The sequence below is a fragment of the Specibacter sp. AOP5-B1-6 genome (assembly GCF_052376555.1).
In the GTDB taxonomy this organism is placed as follows: Bacteria; Actinomycetota; Actinomycetes; order Actinomycetales; family Micrococcaceae; genus Specibacter.
On the sequence record NZ_JBQSVT010000008.1, the window covers coordinates 1 to 21,848 of the forward strand.

At 64.1% G+C, this 21,848-nt stretch carries 19 protein-coding genes; 5 read left to right on the plus strand and 14 right to left on the minus strand.

What is annotated here, in order from left to right; translation table 11 throughout:
* Positions 1 to 250: 250 nt before the first annotated feature.
* The 6 genes from yajC to pdxT form a co-directional block, all read right to left on the minus strand.
* A complete protein-coding gene (gene yajC, locus ACT3TS_RS05515; RefSeq protein ID WP_444530603.1) occupies positions 251 to 631 on the minus strand; it encodes a preprotein translocase subunit YajC in 381 nt (126 codons plus the stop codon).
* Between the two features lie 304 nt (positions 632 to 935).
* Positions 936 to 2,066, minus strand: a complete 1,131-nt coding sequence (gene ruvB / locus ACT3TS_RS05520) for a Holliday junction branch migration DNA helicase RuvB (protein WP_444530496.1) — start codon at positions 2,064 to 2,066, stop codon at positions 936 to 938.
* Between the two features lie 3 nt (positions 2,067 to 2,069).
* The gene (gene ruvA / locus ACT3TS_RS05525) at positions 2,070 to 2,702 is read right to left on the minus strand and encodes a Holliday junction branch migration protein RuvA (RefSeq protein ID WP_444530497.1); all 633 of its coding nucleotides are present in this window, start codon (positions 2,700 to 2,702) and stop codon (positions 2,070 to 2,072) included.
* Between the two features lie 76 nt (positions 2,703 to 2,778).
* Positions 2,779 to 3,366 carry a crossover junction endodeoxyribonuclease RuvC gene (ruvC, locus tag ACT3TS_RS05530; protein ID WP_444530604.1) on the minus strand — a complete coding sequence of 196 codons (588 nt, stop codon included), beginning with the start codon at positions 3,364 to 3,366 and terminating at the stop codon, positions 2,779 to 2,781.
* A gap of 3 nt (positions 3,367 to 3,369) precedes the next feature.
* Positions 3,370 to 4,125: a YebC/PmpR family DNA-binding transcriptional regulator gene (locus ACT3TS_RS05535; RefSeq protein ID WP_444530498.1), complete on the minus strand. Its 756-nt coding sequence runs from the start codon at positions 4,123 to 4,125 to the stop codon at positions 3,370 to 3,372.
* A 2-nt stretch (positions 4,126 to 4,127) separates the two neighbouring features.
* Positions 4,128 to 4,814, minus strand: coding sequence for a pyridoxal 5'-phosphate synthase glutaminase subunit PdxT (gene pdxT, locus ACT3TS_RS05540; RefSeq protein WP_444530499.1), 687 nt, complete (start codon positions 4,812 to 4,814; stop codon positions 4,128 to 4,130).
* Positions 4,815 to 4,946: 132 nt separating this feature from the next.
* Here pdxT and asnB point away from each other — a divergent pair, with 132 nt between their 5' ends.
* From asnB to ACT3TS_RS05555, 3 genes are all read left to right on the plus strand, one after another.
* Complete coding sequence (asnB, locus tag ACT3TS_RS05545; RefSeq protein ID WP_444530500.1) at positions 4,947 to 7,631, plus strand: asparagine synthase (glutamine-hydrolyzing); 2,685 nt, start codon at positions 4,947 to 4,949, stop codon at positions 7,629 to 7,631.
* Positions 7,632 to 7,727: 96 nt separating this feature from the next.
* Positions 7,728 to 9,791, plus strand: a complete 2,064-nt coding sequence (locus ACT3TS_RS05550) for a M3 family metallopeptidase (RefSeq protein ID WP_444530501.1) — start codon at positions 7,728 to 7,730, stop codon at positions 9,789 to 9,791.
* A gap of 7 nt (positions 9,792 to 9,798) precedes the next feature.
* Positions 9,799 to 10,473 carry a GNAT family N-acetyltransferase gene (locus ACT3TS_RS05555; RefSeq protein ID WP_444530502.1) on the plus strand — a complete coding sequence of 225 codons (675 nt, stop codon included), beginning with the start codon at positions 9,799 to 9,801 and terminating at the stop codon, positions 10,471 to 10,473.
* 40 nt (positions 10,474 to 10,513) lie between these two features.
* Here ACT3TS_RS05555 and ACT3TS_RS05560 read toward each other — a convergent pair whose 3' ends face one another.
* The 7 genes from ACT3TS_RS05560 to ACT3TS_RS05590 all read right to left on the minus strand — a co-directional run bounded on the left by ACT3TS_RS05560 (position 10,514) and on the right by ACT3TS_RS05590 (position 19,823).
* Entirely contained in the window at positions 10,514 to 11,419 is a 906-nt protein-coding gene (locus ACT3TS_RS05560) for a dihydrodipicolinate synthase family protein (protein WP_444530503.1), read from the minus strand.
* Positions 11,420 to 11,594: 175 nt separating this feature from the next.
* The gene (pdxS, locus tag ACT3TS_RS05565) at positions 11,595 to 12,497 is read right to left on the minus strand and encodes a pyridoxal 5'-phosphate synthase lyase subunit PdxS (protein WP_444530504.1); all 903 of its coding nucleotides are present in this window, start codon (positions 12,495 to 12,497) and stop codon (positions 11,595 to 11,597) included.
* A gap of 102 nt (positions 12,498 to 12,599) precedes the next feature.
* A complete protein-coding gene (pgsA, locus tag ACT3TS_RS05570) occupies positions 12,600 to 13,238 on the minus strand; it encodes a phosphatidylinositol phosphate synthase (protein WP_444530505.1) in 639 nt (212 codons plus the stop codon).
* The gene (locus tag ACT3TS_RS05575) at positions 13,231 to 13,869 is read right to left on the minus strand and encodes an HIT family protein (protein WP_444530506.1); all 639 of its coding nucleotides are present in this window, start codon (positions 13,867 to 13,869) and stop codon (positions 13,231 to 13,233) included. Before ACT3TS_RS05575 ends, pgsA begins: the two co-directional genes overlap by 8 nt.
* Positions 13,870 to 13,901: 32 nt before the next feature.
* Complete coding sequence (gene thrS / locus ACT3TS_RS05580) at positions 13,902 to 15,935, minus strand: threonine--tRNA ligase (protein ID WP_444530507.1); 2,034 nt, start codon at positions 15,933 to 15,935, stop codon at positions 13,902 to 13,904.
* A gap of 14 nt (positions 15,936 to 15,949) precedes the next feature.
* Positions 15,950 to 19,477, minus strand: a complete 3,528-nt coding sequence (locus ACT3TS_RS05585; protein WP_444530508.1) for a DNA polymerase III subunit alpha — start codon at positions 19,475 to 19,477, stop codon at positions 15,950 to 15,952.
* A complete protein-coding gene (locus tag ACT3TS_RS05590) occupies positions 19,470 to 19,823 on the minus strand; it encodes a hypothetical protein (RefSeq protein ID WP_444530509.1) in 354 nt (117 codons plus the stop codon). Before ACT3TS_RS05590 ends, ACT3TS_RS05585 begins: the two co-directional genes overlap by 8 nt.
* A gap of 263 nt (positions 19,824 to 20,086) precedes the next feature.
* On the opposite strand from ACT3TS_RS05590, the gene ACT3TS_RS05595 reads away from it, so the two are divergent.
* Complete coding sequence (locus ACT3TS_RS05595; RefSeq protein WP_444530510.1) at positions 20,087 to 20,596, plus strand: GNAT family N-acetyltransferase; 510 nt, start codon at positions 20,087 to 20,089, stop codon at positions 20,594 to 20,596.
* A gap of 170 nt (positions 20,597 to 20,766) precedes the next feature.
* On the opposite strand, the gene ACT3TS_RS05600 is transcribed toward ACT3TS_RS05595, so the two are convergent.
* Entirely contained in the window at positions 20,767 to 21,492 is a 726-nt protein-coding gene (locus ACT3TS_RS05600; protein ID WP_444530511.1) for an SOS response-associated peptidase, read from the minus strand.
* Positions 21,493 to 21,590: 98 nt separating this feature from the next.
* Here ACT3TS_RS05600 and ACT3TS_RS05605 point away from each other — a divergent pair, with 98 nt between their 5' ends.
* A complete protein-coding gene (locus tag ACT3TS_RS05605; RefSeq protein WP_444530512.1) occupies positions 21,591 to 21,848 on the plus strand; it encodes a mycoredoxin in 258 nt (85 codons plus the stop codon).

Consider the following 21,848-nt stretch of genomic DNA (forward strand, 5'->3'; position numbering starts at 1 on the left):
TGCGTGCCGCCCTCGAGGTCAAGTCCAAGTTTCGGAGCCCAGGTGGCAGCCCCGGCCATGACGCCGCCACCTACTGCCAGGGTGCATGCAATGATGATCGCCGCAAGCCACAGAAGAGTTCTGCGGGCTGTGGACGTCGGACCGGTTCGTGCCATCAAGGGATCCTTCTATTGATCACGGGTGTTGTGAACATGGCAATGCTGCCGCGCCCGACACTTCTCAGGCACAGCAGCCGCCAACCCGGATAAGGCTAGTTGTCTTTGTTGTTTTCGTTCTTCAGGCGCTCCAGGGATTCCTCCACGGATTCCCCGTCGTCGCTCTTCTTTTCCAGACCCAGGGTCAGGGAAGAAGCATCATCGGGAACAATGGCGTCCTCGCCCTTGGGCTCGATGATCTTGGCGACCGTCTGGCGGTGCACCGTAGCGGTGGTGCCGGGGGAGATTTCAAGGAGAATCTTGTTCTCCTCTTCGTCGATGGAGAGAACCTTGCCAAAGAGGCCAAAGTTCGTCATCATCTCAACCCCGGGAGCCAACTTGGAACGCTGCTCCTGCGCGGCTGCCTTGGTTTTCTTTTGCTTGCGGACCATCATGATGATGAGCAGCGCAAACATCGCAAACAAAAGGAGGTTCATGGGGCTCAACAAACCAGCCTGGGGGGCGGTTTCGGCGGCCAAAGTACTGCTGAGGGACACAGCTAGGGTTCCATTCGGTTAAGTAAGTGGTGGCGGCCTAGCACGAAGTGAACGTGCCGGACGTCATATCAGTCTAGAGGGTAAAGCTGAATGCGGCATGGGAAACCGCCCGAAGAAGGCCACCAATGCATGCATTTAGGCAAAATTGCCGTGAAAAAGACCCGAACCGGCCGCTTTCACAAATCTTTGCCGCCCAGAGCTGAATCCGCCGCGGGGCCTGCAGCTGCCAGTCCGGACAGCTCCGCTATGCGTCCCGTTCTTCCTCATCGAAGGGCAGCATCGCTGCAGCCACCGCATTTCCGGGCATCTTCAGGCCCAGGTGCTCCCAAGCCGCCGGCAGCGCGATGCGACCCCGCGGGGTCCGGCCCAGCAGCCCTTCGCGCACCAGGAACGGTTCGGCCACTGTCTCAACGGTTTCAGGTTCCTCGCCGACGGCGATGGCGAGTGTCGAAAGGCCCACGGGGCCGCCATTGAACTTCTTGACCAGGGCTTCAAGGACGGATCTGTCCAGGCGGTCAAGTCCCTTGGCATCAACCTCGTACATGTCGAGTGCCGAAGAGGCTGTGCGGGCGTCGATGGTTTCCACGCCGTGCACCAGCGCCCAGTCGCGCACGCGGCGCAGCAGTCGGTTGGCAATGCGGGGGGTCCCCCTGGACCGGCCGGCTATTTCAGCAAATCCGGCGCTTGTCAGCTTCAGGTCCATCATGCCCGCGGAGCGGCGCAGGACAAGTTCCAGCTCGCCCACTGAATAAAATTCCAGGTGGCCGGTAAAGCCAAAGCGGTCGCGCAGCGGACCGGGCAGCAGTCCCGCACGGGTCGTGGCCCCTACAAGGGTGAAGGCCGGCAGTTCAAGCGGGATGGCTGTTGCTCCGGCGCCCTTGCCCACAATGATGTCGACCCGGAAATCCTCCATCGCCATGTACAGCATTTCCTCGGCGGGCCTGGACATGCGGTGGATTTCATCCAGAAACAGCACCTCGCCCTCCGAGAGGGAGGACAAAATGGCGGCCAGGTCGCCGGCGTGCTGAATGGCGGGGCCGGAGCTGATGCGCAGGGGGGCGTTCATTTCCGCCGCCACGATCATCGCCAGGGTGGTCTTGCCCAGCCCGGGAGGCCCCGACATGAGCACGTGGTCCGCGCTGCGGCCCCGGATTTTTGACGCTGCCAGAACCAGCGCCAGCTGCTTGCGGACGCGTTCCTGGCCGACAAAGTCGTCGAGGTTCTTGGGCCGCAGAGCGGCTTCGAGTTCGCGCTCCTCCGGTTCCGCCACTGGCGCCGCCAATTCGCTGGCGGCGCTGTGCCCGGCCGGCGCCGCCCCCTGGCCGATGTTTATTTGTCCGGGCAGTCCGGGGCTTGAGTCTTCCGTGCCAGCCATCGTCTACCGCACACCGTTCTTTTGCCTCGTGTTGTCCTGGCCGAGCCAGCGCAGCGTGGCCCGCAGCACGGCCGCCACGTTGGCGCCTTCCGCGAGCTCAGGTTCGGCCGCCATGGCGGCGTCGATGGCCTTCAGCGCATCCTTTTCGTTCCAGCCCAGGCTTGTCATGGCTGCCACCACCTGGTCCTTCCATTCAAGGGCGGCTGCCGCGGGGGCGGACGCCACGGCGGCACCTGTGGGCTTGAGCTTGCCCTTGAGTTCAAGGACGATCCGGCCGGCCACCTTGGGGCCCACGCCGGGGACCTTGGTGAAGACCTTGCCGTCGCCGGTGTCCACACCGATCCTGATGCTTTCGGGCTCCAGAACTGACAGTATGGCCAGCGCCAGCCGGGGTCCGATGCCGCTGACACTGAGCAGGATGTCGAACACTTCGCGCTCCTGCTCGTCGGCAAAGCCGTAGAGCGTCATGGAATCTTCCCGCACAATCATGGCAGTGGTGAGCCGGACCTCCTCCCCCAGCCGCAGCCCGCCCAGGGTTTTCGGGGTGGCATGCACCAGCATCCCCACCCCGTTGACGTCGATGACGGCCTGGGCCAGGGAAAGCGAGGCCACGGGGCCACGGACAAAACTAATCATGGGAACTGCTCCTGACAAAAACCGGACTGGCTGGGCACTGCACAACACCAAGTATATAGAACATACGTACTAACAGCTAGCTCCAGGTGGCACCCGGCTTCTCCTTGTTTTTCTTGACCCTCGCCTTGCTCTCGGCATCGCGCCACAGCTGCTGGGCCGCCGTCGAACTCTCCGCCCCTGCGGAAAAGGCACCGCCGCTGCGCCAGGCATGTGCGATGGCAAGGGCCAGCGCGTCAGCGGCATCGGCCGGGCGGGGCGGTTCGGCCAGCCGCAGGAGCCTGGTGACCATGGCCGTGACATGGGCCTTGTCGGCGCGCCCATTGCCCGTGACGGCCGCCTTGACCTCGGACGGGGTGTGCAAGGCGACCGGAATTCCGCGCCGGGCGGCGGCAACCATGACCACACCCGACACCTGGGCCACACCCATCACGGTGCTGAGGTTCGTTTGGGCAAACACGCGCTCAATGGCCAGCACATCGGGCTTAAACGCGTCCAGCCACTGGTCAATCGCTTCCGCGATGACCAGCAGCCGGGCGTCAAGGCTCAATTCATGCGAGCTGCCCACCACGCCGACCCCCACGAGCGTGGCCGTGCGGTTGGCGGCGACGTCAACGACGCCGAGCCCGCACCGGGTCAGGCCCGGGTCAACACCTAAAACACGCAGTTCCTAGTCCTCTTCAAGCGCGGCGAGGACCTCGGCGCTCATGTCGGCGTTGGAGTAAATGTTCTGGACGTCGTCAAGATCTTCCAGGGCGTCGTAGAGCTTCATGAACTTGCGGGCGTGCTCCACATCGAGTTCCACCTGCATGGACGGAACGAAGCCCGCCTCGTCGGACTCGTACTCGATGCCGGCCTCGGTCAGTGCCGCGCGGATGGCGGGCAGGTCCTGGGGGTCGGAAATGACCTCGAAGCTTTCACCGTGGTCCTTAACCTCTTCGGCGCCTGCGTCCAGGACAGCCATGAGCAGTTCGTCCTCGGTGAGCTCATTCTTGGGCAGGCCGACGATGCCCTTGCGGGTGAACATGTAGGCAACGGAGCCGGGATCGCCCATGTTGCCGCCGTTGCGGCCCACGGCGAGGCGGACCTCGGAGGCGGCACGGTTCTTGTTGTCGGTGAGGCACTCGATCAGGATTGCTGATCCCTGCGGGCCGTAGCCTTCATACATGATGGTCTGGTAGTCAACGGCGTCGCCGAGCAGGCCCGCGCCGCGCTTGATGGCGCGGTCGATGTTGTCCGCCGGAACAGACGTCTTTTTAGCCTTCGTGACGGCAAGTTCCAGGGCGGGGTTGCCTTGGAGGTCGGCGCCGCCGCCGCGGGCAGCTACTTCAATGGTCTTGATCAGCTTGGCGAACGACTTTGCGCGGCGACTGTCAAGAATCGCCTTCTTGTGCTTGGTTGTTGCCCATTTGGAGTGGCCTGACATGGTTACGCGTCTCCTTTAATCATGCGGATAAACAGTTCGTGGATGCGGCGCTCCCCTGTCACTTCCGGGTGGAAGGAGGTGGCCAGCAAATGCCGCGAACGAACGGCGACTGCACGAACTTTTAAATCAATCCTATCGTTTTGCACGGGCCGCGGCAGGTTGACCGTGGCCAGCACCTGCACGCCGGGGCCGACACGCTCAACCCACGGCGCCCGGATAAACACCGCATGCAGGGGCGTTTCAGCTTCACCCTGCCGGGCCAGGCCGCTGAATTGCAGCTCCGTTTCAAAGGAATCGACCTGCCGACCAAAGGCGTTGCGGCGCACCGTGATGTCCAGCCCGCCCAATGTCTGCTGCGGATTCCCGGCCTGGTCCCGGGCGGGGTCGGCAATCTCGTCGGCCAGCATGATCATGCCCGCACAGCTGCCATAAACAGGCATCCCCGCCGCAATGCGCTCCATCAGCGGCTCGCGCATGCCAAAGATCCGGCTGAGCTTGTCGATGGTGGTTGACTCTCCGCCCGGGATGACAAGACCGTCGACGGCGGCCAGCTCGGCCGGGCGCCGCACCGGGACCGCAACGGCTCCGCACTCGGTCAGGGCCCGGGCGTGTTCCCTGACGTCGCCCTGCAGGGCCAAAATGCCAATGGTGGGCCCGGATGCGGTGGCGGATGTGGAGTTGAAAGTCACGGTTACATCATAGGTGGGCGCAAACTCACACAGAAAACTTCCTTTACGCGCCGTGCCGGGTGGGAGGCGGCGGGTCCGCAAGCAAGTACCATTGTCGGCAGGACTGACGTACTAAAGATGAGGTAATGCAGTATGTGCGGAATCGCCGGATACTACGGTTATGGGGAAGATGAATCCCTGTTGCAGCAGATGAATGCGTGCATGGTGCACCGGGGCCCCGATGGTGAGGGCGTGTACGCGCACGGCAACGTGGGGCTGGCACACCGCCGCCTCTCCATCATTGATGTGGCCCACGGCCAGGAGCCCATGTACAGCGCCGACGGCCAGACGGTGCTGGTCTACAACGGCGAGGTGTACAACTACCTTGACCTGCGGGCCGAGCTGGAGGCCCTGGGCCGGACCTTCACCACCGCCTCGGACACCGAAGTTGTGCTCCAGTCCTACGAGCAGTGGGGCGATGCGGCCTTTGACAAGTTCAACGGCATGTTTGGCTTTGCCATCCATGACCGCAAGAACAACCGCCTGGTGCTGGCCCGCGACCACTTCGGCATCAAGCCGCTGTACTATGCCACGGCAGGCACCACCGCCGCCCCCACACTGCTCTTTGGTTCAGAAATCAAGCCCCTGCTGGCCACCAACAAGCTTGAGCGCGGCGTTGACGAGCGCATCCTCTACCGCTACCTGCAGTTCAGGATCCACGACGACGAACCGGCCACGTTCTTTGCCGGCGTGCAGAAGCTGATGCCGGGCGAAAAGCTGGTGCTGAACACCGTTGATTCAGAGGCCGGGCCGGCCGGGACCATCACGATCAGTTCCTACACCCGTTTCAAGGAAGAGCTCGCCGAGCTGGCCAAGGTTGAGACCCCGTACTCCCAGGCCGTCATTGACGAATACCGGGAGCGTTTCACCGAGGGCGTGCGCCTGCGCCTGCAGTCGGAAGTTCCCGTGGGCACCGCCTTGTCAGGCGGCCTTGACTCCTCCGCCGTCGTCGCAACGATCAACAAGCTGATGCAGGAAAATGCTGCCGCCACGGACTCCCTCGGCGCCAAGCAGCAGACTTTTTCGGCCGTCTTCCCCAACTCCATCAATGATGAGGAAGCCTACGCCGACGCCGTGCTCGACCGCTGCGAAGGCAATGTCACCAGCCACAAGATCCTGCCGCAGCCCGGCGAATTCGTGGAAGACCTGGAAGACTTTGTGCGCACCATGGAGGAGCCGGTCATCTCCTCGGGCCCCTACGCCCAATACCAGGTGATGCGCGAAGCCTCCAAGCACGTCTCGGTGCTGCTCGACGGCCAGGGTGCCGACGAGATGATGGCCGGCTACATCCCGTACTACTTTGCGTACCTGCGCCAGCTGAAGAAGAACGGTGAGAACGCCAAACTGGCCAAGGAGCTGCTCGCCAGCTCGGACATCTTGTTCCGGCTGGCCCGTTTCCGGATCCAGGGCAAGCTGACATTCAAGAAGGAAGTCGGCATTTCCGCCCTCCTGGACAAGAAGTTCACGGCCAAGTACAAGACCGAGAAGTTCGCCAACATCCCGGACAACCTGAAACTGCGCCTCATCGACGACTTGTTCCACAAGTCGCTGCCGGCCGTGCTGCGCTACGAAGACAAGAACACCATGCGCTTCTCCCTGGAGGGCCGTGTGCCGTTCCTGGACAAGGAAGTGGTGAAGTTCCTGTTCAGCCTTGACGATGAGTCAATCATCAAGGGCGGCTGGAACAAGCGCATCCTGCGCGACGCCACCCGCGATCTGCTGCCGGAAATGATCAGCAACCGCCGCAACAAGATCGGCTTCACCACCCCCGAAGCCGAATGGTTTGGGCACATGAAGGAAAAGATCTACGAGATCTTCCTGTCCAGCTCCTTCGGCTCCCGGCCCTACTGGAACCAGGACGCCGTCATCTACGCCTTTGAGGAACTCCTCAGCGGCAAGAGCTCCGGCTCAACCATGGTTTTTTGGCGCTTGATCAACACCGAGCTGTGGCTGCGCGAATTCTTCGACGAGCCGGAAATCAAGGCAGGCATCGAGGGCAAGAGCGACTACGTGCCCAACGCCGACAAGCAGCTCGACATCACGGTCCCGGGCAACGCCGGCACGTTCCGCCGCTACCCGCTGCGCACAGAGGTTTTCTACAAGGAAACCGACTTTGACCCCACTGCCATGACGTATGTGAAGCGCTACTTCGACGGGCTGCCCACGGCCGGCGGCGACCACGGCACGGCAACCGCCGACACGCCCTGGTACTTGTTTGTCTCCGAGAAGATCGTGGCCATGACGCAGGGCCGCTCCATCCCCGTCTGGGACATCAAGGTCAGCAACGCGGCACGCTTCTTCTCCAAGTTCGTCACCCGCAACCCCGGCGGCATTGGCCTGGCGAGCCCGTGGTCAATGCAGCTGGCCATCGACGAGGTGGGGCTGCCGCGCATCATGTACGCCTCCGCCCGCTCCGTCATCGGCAAGCTTCAGGGCAAGTCGGGCGTCTTCTACGACGTTGTCGGGCACAACATCAACGCGATCGACGGCGCCGCCGGCTACCAGGTGGGCACCTCAACCCACTCGGTGAAGTACGCGCCCATCGACCCCGACGGTGTGGCGGCCCGCCTGAGCGCGCTGGTCCGCAAGACTGTTCCGGCCGAGTTCGCCGCAACGTTCGCCGGCACCGCCATCATGGACGCCAACGACCTGGGAGTTGTGGCCCTGGGCCACGACACGGCACTGCCCCAGTCGGTTCTTGAGGACATCTTCCGTGACAACCCGCAGGGGCAGACCACGGAGACGACCCCGATGTCGCTGGTGTTCACGCAAAAGTAGCCCGGCTGCCGCCCCAGCCCACGGGGCAAACCAAGGACGACGGCGAAACTTTCGTTTCGCCGTCGTCCTTCAGTTAAAACATGAAAGAGTCAAAGCATGACCGACGACAATTCAAGCAATCCGTTTCTGGCACCCAGCGCACTCCCCCACCAGCTGCCTGACTTTGCGGCCATTCGGATTGGGGACTACCTGCCTGCCTTTGCGGAGGGGTTTGCCCAGCAGTTGGCGGAGATCGCGGCCATCACGGCAGATCCGGCGCCGGCGTCGTTTGCCAACACGGTGCTGGCGATGGAGCGCAGCGGTGCCACGCTGACCCGGGTGGCAAATGTGTTTTTCAATGTTGCCAGTGCCGACGGCACCCCAGCCATCCAGGAGATCGAGACTGAGGTCGGTCCGCGGCTGGCCGCGCACGAGGACACCGTGCTGCTCAATGCTGCTTTGTACGAGCGTTTTCTGACGGTGCCCGACGACGGCCTGGACGCGGAGTCGGCGCGGCTGCTGGCCGAGTACCGCAAGTCTTTCACCCGGGCGGGCGTGGGCCTGGCCGCGGCGGACCAGGGGCGGCTGCGTGAGCTGAACGGGCAGCTTTCCACCCTCGGGACGCAGTTTTCACAGCTGGTGATGCAGGCCGGCAATGACGCGGCACTGCACATTCTTGATGCTTCCGAGCTGGACGGACTCAGCGCCGACGACCTCGCCACCGCCGCGGCGGCGGCCCGTGCGGCCCGGCACGCGGACGGCTACCTGTTGACGCTGATCCTGCCCACGGCTCAGCCGGCGCTGGAGGTGCTGACCAACAGGGAGACCCGGCGCAGGCTGCACCTGGCCTCGGTTGAGCGCGGCGATGGCGGTTCAGCGGGCGCCGGGGCGGGTGCCGAGGCCGGTGCCGGGGCCGGTGCCGAGGTGCTGGGGCTGGCCGCCGCCATGGCGGCGCTGCGTGCCGAGAAGGCAGCGCTTCTTGGTTTTACGTCGGAGGCTGAACGCCAGATCGAGCCGCAGACCGCTCCGTCCCTGATGGCCGTGCATGCCATGCTCTCCCCCATCACCGCCGCAGCTGTCCGCAACGCAGGGGCGGAGGCGCAGAAACTTGCCGCCGCGGCCGGGCACGACATTGAGGCGTGGGACTGGGCGTTTTACTCCGAGCAGATCCGCCGGGACGAATACGGAGTTGACCTGGCCGCACTGCGCCCCTGGTTTGAACTGGAGTCCGTACTGCTGAACGGCGTGTTTTTCGCAGCCACACAGTTGTACGGCATCACCTTCGCCGAGCGCAGCGATTTGGCCGGCTACCACCCCGACGTGCGGACCTGGGAAGTGTTCAATGCCGACGGCTCCCCCCTGGGCCTCTTCCTTGGCGACTACTACACCCGGGACACCAAACGCGGCGGGGCCTGGATGAACTCCTTTGTCGAGCAGTCGGCGCTCACGGGGAACCGCGCCGTCGTGGTTAACAACCTCAACATCCCCAAACCGCCGGCCGGGGAACCCACGCTGCTGACGTTTGACGAGGTGGTGACCTGCTTCCACGAGTTTGGCCACGCCCTGCACGGACTGTTCTCCGACGTCGGGCATCCAACGTTTTCCGGCACCAATGTGCCCCGGGACTTTGTTGAGTACCCCTCGCAGGTGAATGAGATGTGGATCCTGTGGCCCGAGGTGCTGGCGAACTATGCCAGGCACCACCGCAGCGGCGAACCGCTGCCGGACGGCACTGCGGAGAGGTTGGCCGCCGCATCATTGTGGGGTCAGGGCTTCGCGACCACCGAATATCTGGGCGCCGCGCTGCTTGACCTCGCCTGGCACGAACTGGCTCCGGGCCCGGCGGTGGCGGACCCGCTGGCATTTGAGGCGGCGGCCCTGGCGGCTGCCGGCCTCGTGCTGCCGGCTGTGCCTCCGCGCTACCGCACGGGCTATTTCAACCACATCTTTGCCGGCGGCTATGCTGCAGGCTACTACTCGTACATTTGGAGTGAAGTGCTTGACGCCGACACCGTGGCTTGGTTCAAGGCCAACGGCGGGCTATCACGCGCCAACGGCGAGCACTTCCGCAACACCCTGCTCAGCCGCGGGTTCTCGGTCAATCCGCGGCAGGCCTTCCATGACTTTGCCGGCCGCGACGCCGACACGGCTCCCCTCCTCGCCCGGCGGGGGTTGGTCTAGGCACGTGGTGACGCTTTCAGATTGCCAAGGCACACAGCACGCATGGTTCAAGGCACTGGCCGAGGCAACGGGCGGCCGGTCCTTCTCCACGCACAAGATGAACTGGGTCTGGCTGCCCGAGACCCGGGAGATGCTGTGCATGTTCCCGACGGAGATCACCGCGGCGGGGCTGCAGCCTGCCCTGGGCGAGGCTGAACGGCTCGGGGCCAGCGCCGTCGGCATTTGGATGAATGCCGCCGTCCGGGAGGGCATCCTTCCGCAGTTCAGTTTCGAACGCGGCTGGCAGCCCTGGTGGATGACCCGGGCCCTCGATGTCGAGACCGTGTCGACGGCCAGCGACGCTCCGGACGGGCGGGTCTCGCTCACAACAGTTGTTGACAACCAGGTCTGGCTGGCAACGGCCCAGAGCGGGGACGAATGGGCCGGGCGCTCCTATGCCTACCTGTTGCCCGAGCAGGGCAAGAAACACCTGGCCGGCATTTTTGACATGGTTGTGGCCCCTGAGCAGCGCCGGTCCGGACTTGGCACCGCGCTGCTCAACAAGCTCGCGGAGGCTGCGTTCAATGCGGGCGCCGAACATCTGCTCCTAAACGCCACACCCGACGGCCAGCGGCTCTATCGCAAGTACGGCTTTGACCTCATCGGCAAGGGCCAAACCTGGTGGTACCACCCGGGGCAGTAGCCGCCCGTTCCCTCCACCCCAAACGCTCTCGCAGCCGGGTTTATCCGTAGCTTGCGCTGCTCAGCTGCCACGTTTCCTCCTGGGTGGCAGCAGCAAAGGGACCGCGGGGTCCGGCCGTCGGAACGCCGATGACATTGGACAGTGCGTGCAGGGCGCCTATGGCGTGAGGCATGCCAGCCAGCGTTTGCGCGATGTTCTGCAAACGCGCCATGCTTGCACCCTGCGGCGAACCTGCACGTGCCAGGCGCCACACATCGATGTAGTCGCCAGGCAGCAACCCGGCAAGGCCGCTGTGCCAGGCGTCAACATCGGGCCGTTCCGCCAGCAACTGGACGTCGGCACTGAGCCCGATTGAAAACTCCGGCCCGACGGCGTTCCTGAGATCGCGGATGCGGCCCGCAACATCGTCGCGCCGCATGGTGTCCTTGACTGCTGCCAGGTTGGCATTGGCTGCCAAGTGGGCCAGGGTTTCGGGGCTGACATCATATTGGGTCTGCACGGGTTTGTTGTAAAAGCAGATCGGCAGCGATGTTGCTTCTGCGACTGTCGTGAATAGTGCGCGAACTTCCGCATCAGAGAGTGGCAGGTAGGAGAATGGGGCCAGCAACAAGCCTGCGGCGCCCGCGCGTTCGGCATCTTCTGCCAGGTGGACCACTTCACGCGTGGAGGCGGCGCTCACCGCCGCGTACACCGGCATGACGGAGTCCCTCGCTCCCTCCGACGTACCCACCATGAGAGCCGATTCCACCGCGGTTTGCACCACTGCCTGCCGCTCACCACGATCGAATGTCACTCCTGCGCCGGACGTGGCCAGGACGGCAACGCCCGATACGCCCGCGAAAGCCGTGTTGCGCACAAGGTGGGCGAAGGAAATGAGGTCGGGTTCGCCGTCGTCCGTCATGGACGTGATGGGGTAGGCCACGAGACCGGTGAACGGCTGTGTCACGGTAACAATCCTTTCGGAAAGGTGCGAGTCCCGGCACCGGTGCAGGAGCGAATGCAAAAAACGTCCCACAACTGCAGGAGCGTCGGGGAAAGACGCCCCGCAACTGCAGGAGCGTCGGGATGGGGCGGTGCTGCCGGGAATTGCGTCCCTGCAGCACCGCCCCGCCGCCGGAGTGTTACCAGCCGCGCTCGGCCAGGCGGTGCGGTTCGGGGATGTCGGCGACGTTGATGCCAACCATGGCCTCGCCCAAGCCGCGGGAGACCTCGGCGATGACGGCCGGGTCGTCGAAGAAGGTGGTGGCCTTGACGACAGCTGCCGCGCGTTGTGCCGGGTTTCCGGACTTGAAGATGCCGGAACCGACAAACACGCCGTCGGCGCCGAGCTGCATCATCATGGCCGCGTCGGCCGGTGTGGCGATGCCGCCGGCGGTGAACAGCACCACGGGGAGCTTGCCCGTGTCGGCAATTTCCTTGACCAGTTCGTACGGTGCTGCCAGTTCCTTGGCGGCAACGTACAACTCGTCCTTGGGCAGGGCGGCCAGCTGGGCGATCTGGGCCCGGATCTTGCGCATGTGCCCGGTGGCGTTGGAGACGTCGCCCGTGCCGGCCTCACCCTTGGAACGGATCATGGCGGCACCCTCGTTGATGCGGCGCAGGGCCTCTCCGAGGTTGGTGGCACCACAGACGAAGGGGACCTTGAAGTTCCACTTGTCGATGTGGTGCTCGTAGTCGGCCGGGGTCAGGACCTCGGACTCGTCAACGTAGTCAACGCCCAGGGATTCCAGGACCTGGGCCTCGACGAAGTGGCCGATGCGGGCCTTCGCCATGACGGGGATCGACACGGCGGCGATGATGGCGTCGATCATGTCGGGGTCGCTGGCGCGGGAGACGCCGCCCTGGGCGCGAATGTCGGCCGGGACCCGTTCCAGGGCCATGACGGCGACTGCGCCGGCATCCTCGGCAATCTTGGCCTGTTCAACGTTGACGACGTCCATGATGACGCCGCCCTTGAGCATGTCGGCCATGCCGCGCTTGACTCGGCTGCTGCCGGTCACCGGTGTTACATCGGGTGTAGACACAAAAACCCCTCTGGGAAGGAACGATTATTAGGCCCGTGAACGTGATCCGCAGCACGGGTGGGCCCAGTCTATTCCGGCAGTGTGCACCGCTTGAAACGAGTGTTACTGTCCGTCGTGCTGCCCGGCCGGCTGGGCTGCCGCCAGCGCCTGGCGCCGGACCGTGCCCACCCGTTGGAACACTGTGACAAGGCTTGCCACGGCGAGCAGGACAAGGACGACGGCGAGCACGGCTTCGGGGATGCCAAGGCCCACCAGCCCGGTCGCCACCAGCACAACAACGAGCCTGTCGGAACGCTCGGCAATGCCGACGTTGGCCGTCATGCCCAGGCCCTCGGCCCTGGCCTTGGCATAGGAAACGATCGAGCCCAGGACCAGGCAGGTCAGGGCCATGGCGGCGATGAAGTGGTTGTTTCCGCCCGTGTAAAACCAGACGACGATGCCGGCAAACACCGCGCCGTCGCCAACCCTGTCCAGAGTGGAATCGAGGAAGGCACCCCACTTGCCTGAGCGGCCGAGCATGCGCGCCATGAGGCCGTCGACGATGTCGGAGAACACAAAGACGGTGATGACGACGGTGCCCCAGAACAGCTCACCCAAGGGGTAGCCGATGAGGGCGCCCGCTGCCACGCCCAAGGTGCCGATGATCGTGACGGCGTCGGGCGACACTTTCAGGCGGACCAGCAGTGCCGCGACCGGGGTGAAGATGGCGGCAAAGAGCGCGCGCGCATACTTGTTAAGCATCGCCGTCCCCGGTCCCGGTGGCAGCCGCGGCCGTGCGAGTGGTGGCCGGCGTGGAGGCCGTGTCCGTGGCCGGCGTGGAGTCCCACGCTGCCGCCACCTGGTCCCGGACTTCGCCGAGTGTTTGGGTGATGGCTTTCGTGCCGGCGATGATGGGCAGGAAATTTCCGTCCCCGCCCCATCGCGGCACAATGTGCTGGTGGAGGTGCGCTGCGATGCCGGCCCCGCCGGTGACGCCCTGGTTCATGCCGAGGTTGAATCCCGAGGGGTTTGAGACTGCCCGCAGCACCCGCATGCCCTGCTGGGCCAGGGCCGCAAATTCTGCGGTCTCGGCCACCGTCAGGTCGGTGTAGTCGGGGACGTGGCGATACGGGCACACGAGCAGGTGGCCCGGGTTGTACGGGAACAGGTTCAACACCACGTAGGCCAACTCGCCGCGGTGGACGATCAGCGATTCCTCGTCGCGGCGGCCGGGGGCCGCACAGAAGGGGCAGTCGTGCACCCCTGAGACCTGCTCGCCCTTTTTGACGTAGGCGAGCCGGTGCGGTGTCCAGAGCCGCTGAAAGGCATCAGGAACTCCTGGGAGTTCATAGTCGTCCTCAACGGCGTTGGCCACCGCACCTTGCTTGCTCACGCTTTACTTCCTTATTCCGCTGGTGAAGGGGCTTATGCTGTCCGGTTGCGGACGGCGTCAACGATCCGCTGCACTGCTTCATCGACTGCCACGGCATTGTCCTGGCTGCCGTCGCGGAAGCGGAAGGACACGGCGTTGGCGTCGACGTCGTCGCCGCCGGCGATGAGCACAAACGGGATCTTGTCCTTGCTGGCGGTCCTGATCTTCTTCGGGAACCTGTCGCTGGAGATGTCGACCTCGGCGCGGATGCCCTGCTTCTTGAGCTTGGCCACCACCTCGAACATGTAGTCGTTGAAGGTTTCCGCGACGGGGATCGCCACGACCTGCACGGGTGAAAGCCAGGCCGGGAAGGCGCCTGCGTAGTGCTCGGTCAGGACACCCATGAACCGCTCCACCGAACCGAAAAGTGCGCGGTGGATCATGACGGGGCGCTGGCGGGTGCCGTCGGCGGCCTGGTACTCGAGCTCAAAGCGCTCGGGCAGGTTGAAGTCCAGCTGGATGGTGGACATCTGCCAGGTGCGGCCCAGGGCGTCCTTGGCCTGCACGGAGATCTTCGGGCCGTAGAACGCCGCGCCGCCGGGGTCGGCAACCAGTTCCAGCCCTGACGCGGTGGCAACCTCTTCCAGGGTCCTGGTTGCTTCCTCCCAGGCATCGTCGTCGCCCACAAACTTTTCCGGGTCCTTCGTGGAGAGCTCCAGGTAAAAGTCCTCCAGGCCGTAGTCCTTCAACAGCGAGAGGACAAAGTTCAGCGTCTCGGTGAGCTCATCCTTCATCTGCTCCTTGGTGCAGTAGATGTGCGCATCGTCCTGTGTCATGCCGCGCACGCGGGTCAGCCCGTGGACCACACCGGACTTCTCGTAACGGTAGACCGAACCGAATTCGAAAAGGCGCAGCGGCAGTTCCCGGTAAGAGCGTCCGCGGGAGCGGAAGATCAAGTTGTGCATGGGGCAGTTCATCGGCTTGAGGTAGTAGTCCTGGCCGGGCTTGCGCACCGTGCCGTCCTCGTTCAGCTCCGCATCCACGTGCATGGGCGGGAACATGCCGTCCTTGTACCAGTCAAGGTGTCCGGAGACCTCGTACAGGTTGGACTTGGTGATGTGCGGGGTGTAGACGAAGTCGTAGCCGGCCTCGACGTGGCGCTGTCGTGAGTAGTCTTCCATCTCCTTGCGGATGATGCCGCCCTTGGGGTGGAACACGGGCAGGCCCGAGCCCAGCTCGTCGGGGAAGGAGAACAGGTCAAGTTCGACGCCGAGCTTGCGGTGGTCGCGCCGCTCGGCTTCTGCGATGCGCTCCTGATGCGCCTTGAGGGCTTCCTTGGTGGGCCAGGCCGTGCCGTAGATGCGCTGCAGCTGCTGGTTGTTCTGGTTGCCCAGCCAGTAGGCGGCGGAAGTGCGGGTCAGCGCGAAGGCGTTGGAGATCAGCTTCGTGTTTTGCAGGTGCGGGCCGCGGCACAAATCGCACCACACGTCCTCACCGCTCTTGCGGTCAATGTTGGCGTAGATGGTGATGTCACCGGCACCAACCTCAACGTTCACGCCCTCTGCGGAGTCGGCGGCGTCGTCGTTCTTCTTGCCCAACAGCTCCAGCTTGTAGGGCTCGTTGGCCATGGCTTCGCGGGCCTCGTCCTCGGAAACGACGCGGCGGGCAAACTTTTGGTTTTGGTTGACGATCTTGAGCATCATCTTCTCGAGCTTCTTCAGGTCCTCGGGGGTGAAGGGCTCGGCAACGTCAAAGTCAAAGTAGAAACCGTCGGTGATGTACGGGCCGATGCCAAGCTTGGCGTCGGGGCGCAGCTGCTGCACGGCCTGGGCCATGACGTGGGCGGTCGAGTGGCGCAGCACGTCGAGGCCGTCCTTGGAATCGATGGTGACGGCTTCCACGAAGGCGCCGGCTTCCAGGACGGCGGAGAGGTCCAACAAGGCCCCGTCCACGCGCATGACCACGACGTCGCGGCGTTCAAAGAACAGTTCCGCGCCGGTGGTGCCTGTGGCCACCGCAGTCGTCTCGCCGTCGACATTGATGGTGATTTGTGTATCCACTGGCACTGGTAACTCCTTGTTTGTCATGTGTGGCTCCATGTTTAAGCAACATACGGGGGTTGCTGTGAGCCTCTTTGATGGTATCGGTTTGCCGGTGCCCCAACCAACACGGGCAGTGCCGGGAGCATCGGGGTGTTTTGCAGGTCCCAGGCCTCCAGTGCCTGCACAGTGATTCCACGCGGTCCGGTGCGCCGGGTCACGCCCCTGATCAGCAGCATGCGGGTGCCAAAAAGCAAGGGGCCGGACTTTTCCTGCGCCTCGGTGAAGAACGTGGTGTCAACGCAGCCGGTGCCGTCGTCAATGCTGATGAACACCACCCGCTTCCCGCCGCGCATGGGCGGTGTCTGGGTGGCAACCCGCACCCCGGCGACCAGGATTTCCGTGTTGTTGCGCAGGCCCAGCAGCTCCTCGGCCCGGCTCACCCCCAGCCGGTCCAGCAGCGGGGCGTAGCTGCCCATCAAGTGGTCGCTGACATCCATGGACAGCAAATCAAGTTCGGTGCCCACCGTCTCGGCCAGGCCGGGCGCCGGGTGCACGGCGTCAAGGCCGCCCAGTTCCACATCCCCCATCGGCAGTGCCAGCTGGCCGGCTATGGGTTCGTTGCGCTTGTTGGACTTGTGCGCCGGCAGGCTGTTGACGTGGGCGATGAGGTCTGCGCGGTTGGCGGTATTGCCCGTGACCGCCTGGGCCTGGCGGTGCAGGGAATCCAGGGCCCCCAGCTGGGCCAGGCGCTTCAGTGTGGGCCGGCTCAGTTTGGCCCTGTCCCGCAGATCGGCCAGGGAGTTGTACGGCTGGGCGGCAAGGATGCGTTTCAATTCCGTCCCGCTCAAGCCGTACACCCCGGCCAGGCTCAGCCGGATGCCGGTCACCCTTCCGCCCGCCACATCCCCGCCAGTCACGTTTCCGCCGGTCACATTTCCGGCTGCCACATTTCCGGCCGTCCGCTCGGCCCGGTACTCCCCGCCGCTGGCGTTGATGTCCAGCGGCAGGATGGGGATGCCCAGGCGCCGGGCTTCGGCCACCAGCAGGCGCCGCGGGTACATGCCGGGGTCGTGCTCCCACAGTCCGGTCAAAAACTCGGCAGGGTGGTGCGCCTTCAGCCAGGCCGACTGGTAGGTAGGGACGGCAAAGGCTGCTCCGTGGGCTTTGCAGAAACCAAAGCTGCCAAAGGCCTTCAGCGTTTCCCACACCTCCTCGATGACGGCCGCACTGTATCCGTGCAGGGCAGAATTCTCCCTGAAGTACTTTTCCACCGCCGGCTCCACGTCCGGTTTGCCCAGCCTGCGCCGGAACTCGTCGGCCCTGGACAGTGTGCACCCGGTCATGATGCTGAAAGTGCGCAGCACCTGTTCGTGAAAAACCGTCACCCCGTGCGTTTCCTGCAACGCCGGGATGAGGTCCGGGTGGGCGTAGTGCGCCTGGGCAAAGCCCGCCCGGCTCTCCAAAAACGGTTTGACCATGTTCGACTGCATGGGGCCGGGCCGGAACAAGGAAATGTCAATGACAAGGTCGCTGAACTCCGTCGGGGCCATCTTTCCCACCAGTTCCCGCTGCCCCGGGGACTCGATCTGGAAGCAGCCCAACGTGTGGGTGCTGCGGATCAGCTCAAAGGTGGGTTCGTCGTCGAGCGGCACGGCGTCCAGGTCGATGCCGCCGCCGTCGTCGATGAACGCCGCCTCCGAGGAGTGGCCGCCTTCAGCTGCCACGGCTTCCCTCGACGGGTGCAGGCGGATGATTTCCCGCACCGCATACGCCATGGCACTTTGCATGCGCACGCCCAGGACGTCGAGCTTGAGCATGCCCATGGCGTCCATGTCGTGCTTGTCGAACTGGCTCATGGGCAGCCCCATGCCGCTGGGTTGCACAGGGGTGCGGTTCAGCAGGGACGTGTCCCCCAGGATCACCCCGCACGGGTGCATTGAAATATGCCGGGGCAGGCTGTCAAGGCGCTCGGTGAGGTCAACGAGGAGGTCCAGCTGCCCGCCTTCCCGCCCGTCTCCGTGACCGTCTCCGCCTGGGGCGTTGCGGGACTGCTGGACCTGGGCGGCAAAATCGCGCAGCTCGGGCTTTTCCTCCAGCGCTTCCCGGAAGGACCCGGCCGAGAATCGCCACAACTGCTTGGCTATCTGGTCAATCTCCCCCTTTTCCATGCCCAGCGCCAGGCCCGCATCCCTGACGGCGCCGCGGGCCCGGTAGCTGTTTTGCATGCTCATCAAGGTCACACGCTTGGGGCCGAAGCGTTCAAAGATGCGCCTGTACACGTTGTGGCGTTCGGCACTTTCCACATCCAGGTCGATGTCAGGCAGCGTTGACCTGTCGCTGGAGAGGAACCGCTCAAAGAGCAGCTCGTTGGCCATCGGGTCCACGGCGCTGATGCCCAGCAAATAATTAACCAACGACGACGCCCCGGAACCTCGCGCTGCCCGGCGCACCCCCATGCTGCGGATCATTTCAGCGACTTCGGCCACCGTGAGAAAGTACGAGGCAAAGCCCAGTTCGCCAATGGTGGCCAGTTCCGTCTCCAGCCTGTTGCGCACCTGCAGCAGCTTGTCGCCGCGAAGCCCCCCAAAGCGCTGGTTCAGTCCCGCTTCGGTGCGTTGGCGCAGTTCGATGCCCGCCGGCTGGGACAGCCCCAGCACGTCCAATTCGGGGGTTGTTGGTTTTTTCCAGCCCAGGTCTGCGGTGGGGTCAAGCCTGCATTTGTCGGCCAATTGGGCGGTGTTGGACCACAACTGCGCCAGCTCGGCGCTGCCGTAGCCGCCCTGGTACACAATTTCCTTGGCCACGGCACCCATCCCGGCTGCGCTTTTGAGCCAGGCCTGCCCCGTGGGCTGCAGGTCGTTGAGCCGGCCCAGGGGTGCAATGTTTCGTGCGGCGTCCAGGACGTCGGCGGTGGGTGCATCCTCCTCGCGGCTGTAGCGTGCAGCGTTGCTCAGGACGGCGGGGACATCGAATTCCTGTGCCAGCTTCAGCATCCGCACGGCGTGGGCGGTACTCATGGGGGCGCCGGGGGTGCTCAGGTGGCTGAGAATTTCAACCACCATCGACCCGGCCGGCATGGCATTGCGCCAGGTCAGGAATTTTGTGCGCGGGAGCAGGTACCTGCGCCCGCTCAACGCCCTGCCAACAGGGGAAAAGGGGCCCAGCATGACTGTCAGTGCGGGTTTTCCGCTGTCCGGGTCAAGCACGCCGGCGGCCAGTTGCCCCAGGGTGAGGCCAACCAGCTTCCTGGGCTGGTCATGGGCAGCCGAAATCAAGCGGCACAGGGCGGCGTAGCCTGCCCCCGGCGCCATAAAGGCCCCGCCATGGGCCAGGACCACCACCCTTCCGGCCGTCTCCAGGCCGTCCGGTCCGTCCTCCAAAACAGCAAGGTCAACGCCGATGATGGGGTCGATCCTGGCGGCCATGCAGGCCTTGACATGCTTGACAGCCCCGTACAGCCCGTCCCTGTCGGTGATGGCAAGTGCATCCCCATCCACTGCGGCAGCCTGCGCCAGGTCTTCGGGCCAGGAAACGCCATAGTGGGCGCTGTAGGCGGAGGAGCTGTGCAAGTGGACAAAGTTACGCACTGTCCTGTTCCTCCTTGAATGATTCCTCCACCGCGTCATAAATCTTTATGACGCGCCACCGTTCAGCCGGCCGGTACCGCACCACGTCAATGCTCAGGCCTTCGTCCGCTCCGCCGCCGGTTCTCCGTCCGTCTTCATGCCGAAGCTGCAGCCGCCACATTTGGGTGTCAACAACCCCCACCCCTTCCCCGGGACGCACGCGGCTGTCACGCTCCCACCAGGGCCGCCGTTCATACCAGCACAGGGGGTGGGGTGCAATGGAGTAGCACTCCCCGTGCCACCACAACCGCAGCGGCACCCCCTCGGGTGAGCTCTCCACGGTCACAGCGTCACTGAAGATGCCCATGCCTGCGCTCCATCCCCACCCGCACACAAACCACGTTTCAGGTGAATCATTCGTATTAGTACATATATTCTAATGGATTTAAGTGTACGCTCAACCTCACGCGGAAAGTAACCGCCAATTGGGAAGAAACGCTTGGGCGGGCATTTGCCCTGCGCAGAAAGCGTTATGTAGATAGCTGACAACGCAACAGGCGTCTAGCATGGGCTTATGGCCGTTGGCCTAGCCGCACTGCTGGCGCCACAACGATTTCAAAGGAGCGTTCCATGACTGACATGGTCACCCTCATCGCCAAAACCACTCCATTGGAACGGGAGCTCAAAACAGCGTCCCGGACTGTGCAGGAAACTGATCTTCCCCGCCTCGGCGAGCTTTACTTCACTGCTTATGACGCAGGAATGGCCGGTGACTCCCTTGAGGTTGCGCTGGCCGACATCCAGGCCTCCATGGCGGGAAAGTACGGTCTTTTCCTCCCGGAAGCCTCCCATGTGGCCCTTGATGACGACGGCAGGATTGTGGCAGCCGTGCTGGTGGTCGAGCGCGCCATTGGTGACGACACGCCCGATGCCCCGTTCATTATTGAATTGATCACAGACCGCGGGCACCGCCGCCAGGGCCTGGCCGAAGACCTGGTCCTCGCCACCCTGGACACCCTTTTCAACGATGGCCAAAAGGATGTGGCATTGCGGGTTGAAGCCAGCAACTCCGCAGCCCTGGCCCTCTACCTGTCCCTTGACTTCCACCGCTGGGCTCCCGAAGAAGAAGAAGAAGACTAGGGCCAAGGCACCTCAGCGCAGAATCGCAGGCACACACGGGCAGCGCCGGGGAGGTGACCGACGTGCGGGAGGCCGTGGCCGTCGTCGTCCATCCACCCCGGATGCAACCCTGGGCCGTGGACGACGGCGGCCACGTCACCAACCAGCGCTGGACGTTGCGGTGCAGGCAGTTACAGTGTCACGGCCTCGATCAGTTCGGGGCCGTTGTTGCGCACATTGCCAACGGCGGGGCTGACTGGATCCAGTTGCCACTGCGCGGCCAGGTCCCAGGCTTCCGCCAGCGCGGCCTCCAGCAACGGCCCGGTTTCCTTGGTGGCCGGCGCCAGCCACTCCGCCAGCCCGGCCGGGGACAGTGGCACGGGCAGCCTGTCGTGCAGGGTGGCCAATTCGCCGTCGGGCGGGGAAGCCATGGTCAGGATGGTGCAGGAGAGCAGCCACTGGTCCGCGGCACCATCCTCCTTGGCCGGGTCCTTCCACCATTCGTAGAGTCCGGCAAAGGTGATGAGCGAGCCGTCGGCTGAATGCACAAAGTATGGTTGTTTGGTCTTGCCGTCGGGCGACTTTTTCCATTCGTAATAGCCCTGGACCGGGACACCGCAACGCTTTGACTTGAAGGCAGCCCGGAATGTTGGCTTTTCGGCAACGGTTTCGCTGCGCGCGTTGAAGGCACGCACGCCGACGGCGGGGTCCTTCGCCCAGCCGGGCACCAGCCCCCATTTCGCCACGTGGACCTCCCTGTGCACGGCACCGTCGATGAGCCGTTCCAGGACAATGGGCACGTCGGTGGTGGGCGCGACGTTCCAGGAGGCCCGCAGCTCGAGGGAGGCGTCGGCCTCCGCTTCCAGCTCGGCAACCAAATCTCCCACAGCCCTTGCCATCACGTATCGTCCGCACATGCAATCCATGGTGGCACACGAATCCCGGAATACAACCTGTGCCCGGTAGCGTTGACGCCAGTAGCAGCACAAAAACTTATCCCGCAAGGAGCATTTACGTGGACTTCACCCCCGAGACCGGCACCATCACCATGTTTTCAACCACCTGGTGCGGCTATTGCAAGCGCCTGAAGAAGCAGTTGGATGCCTCCGGGATCGGCTACCGGGAGATCAACATCGAGGACGTTGCCGGCACTGCCGAACTCGTTGAAAGCCTCAACAACGGCAACCAGACGGTGCCCACCATTTTGTACCCCGACGGCACGGCGGCAACCAACCCGTCACTGAACGACGTCAAGGAAAAGCTCGGCGTCTGA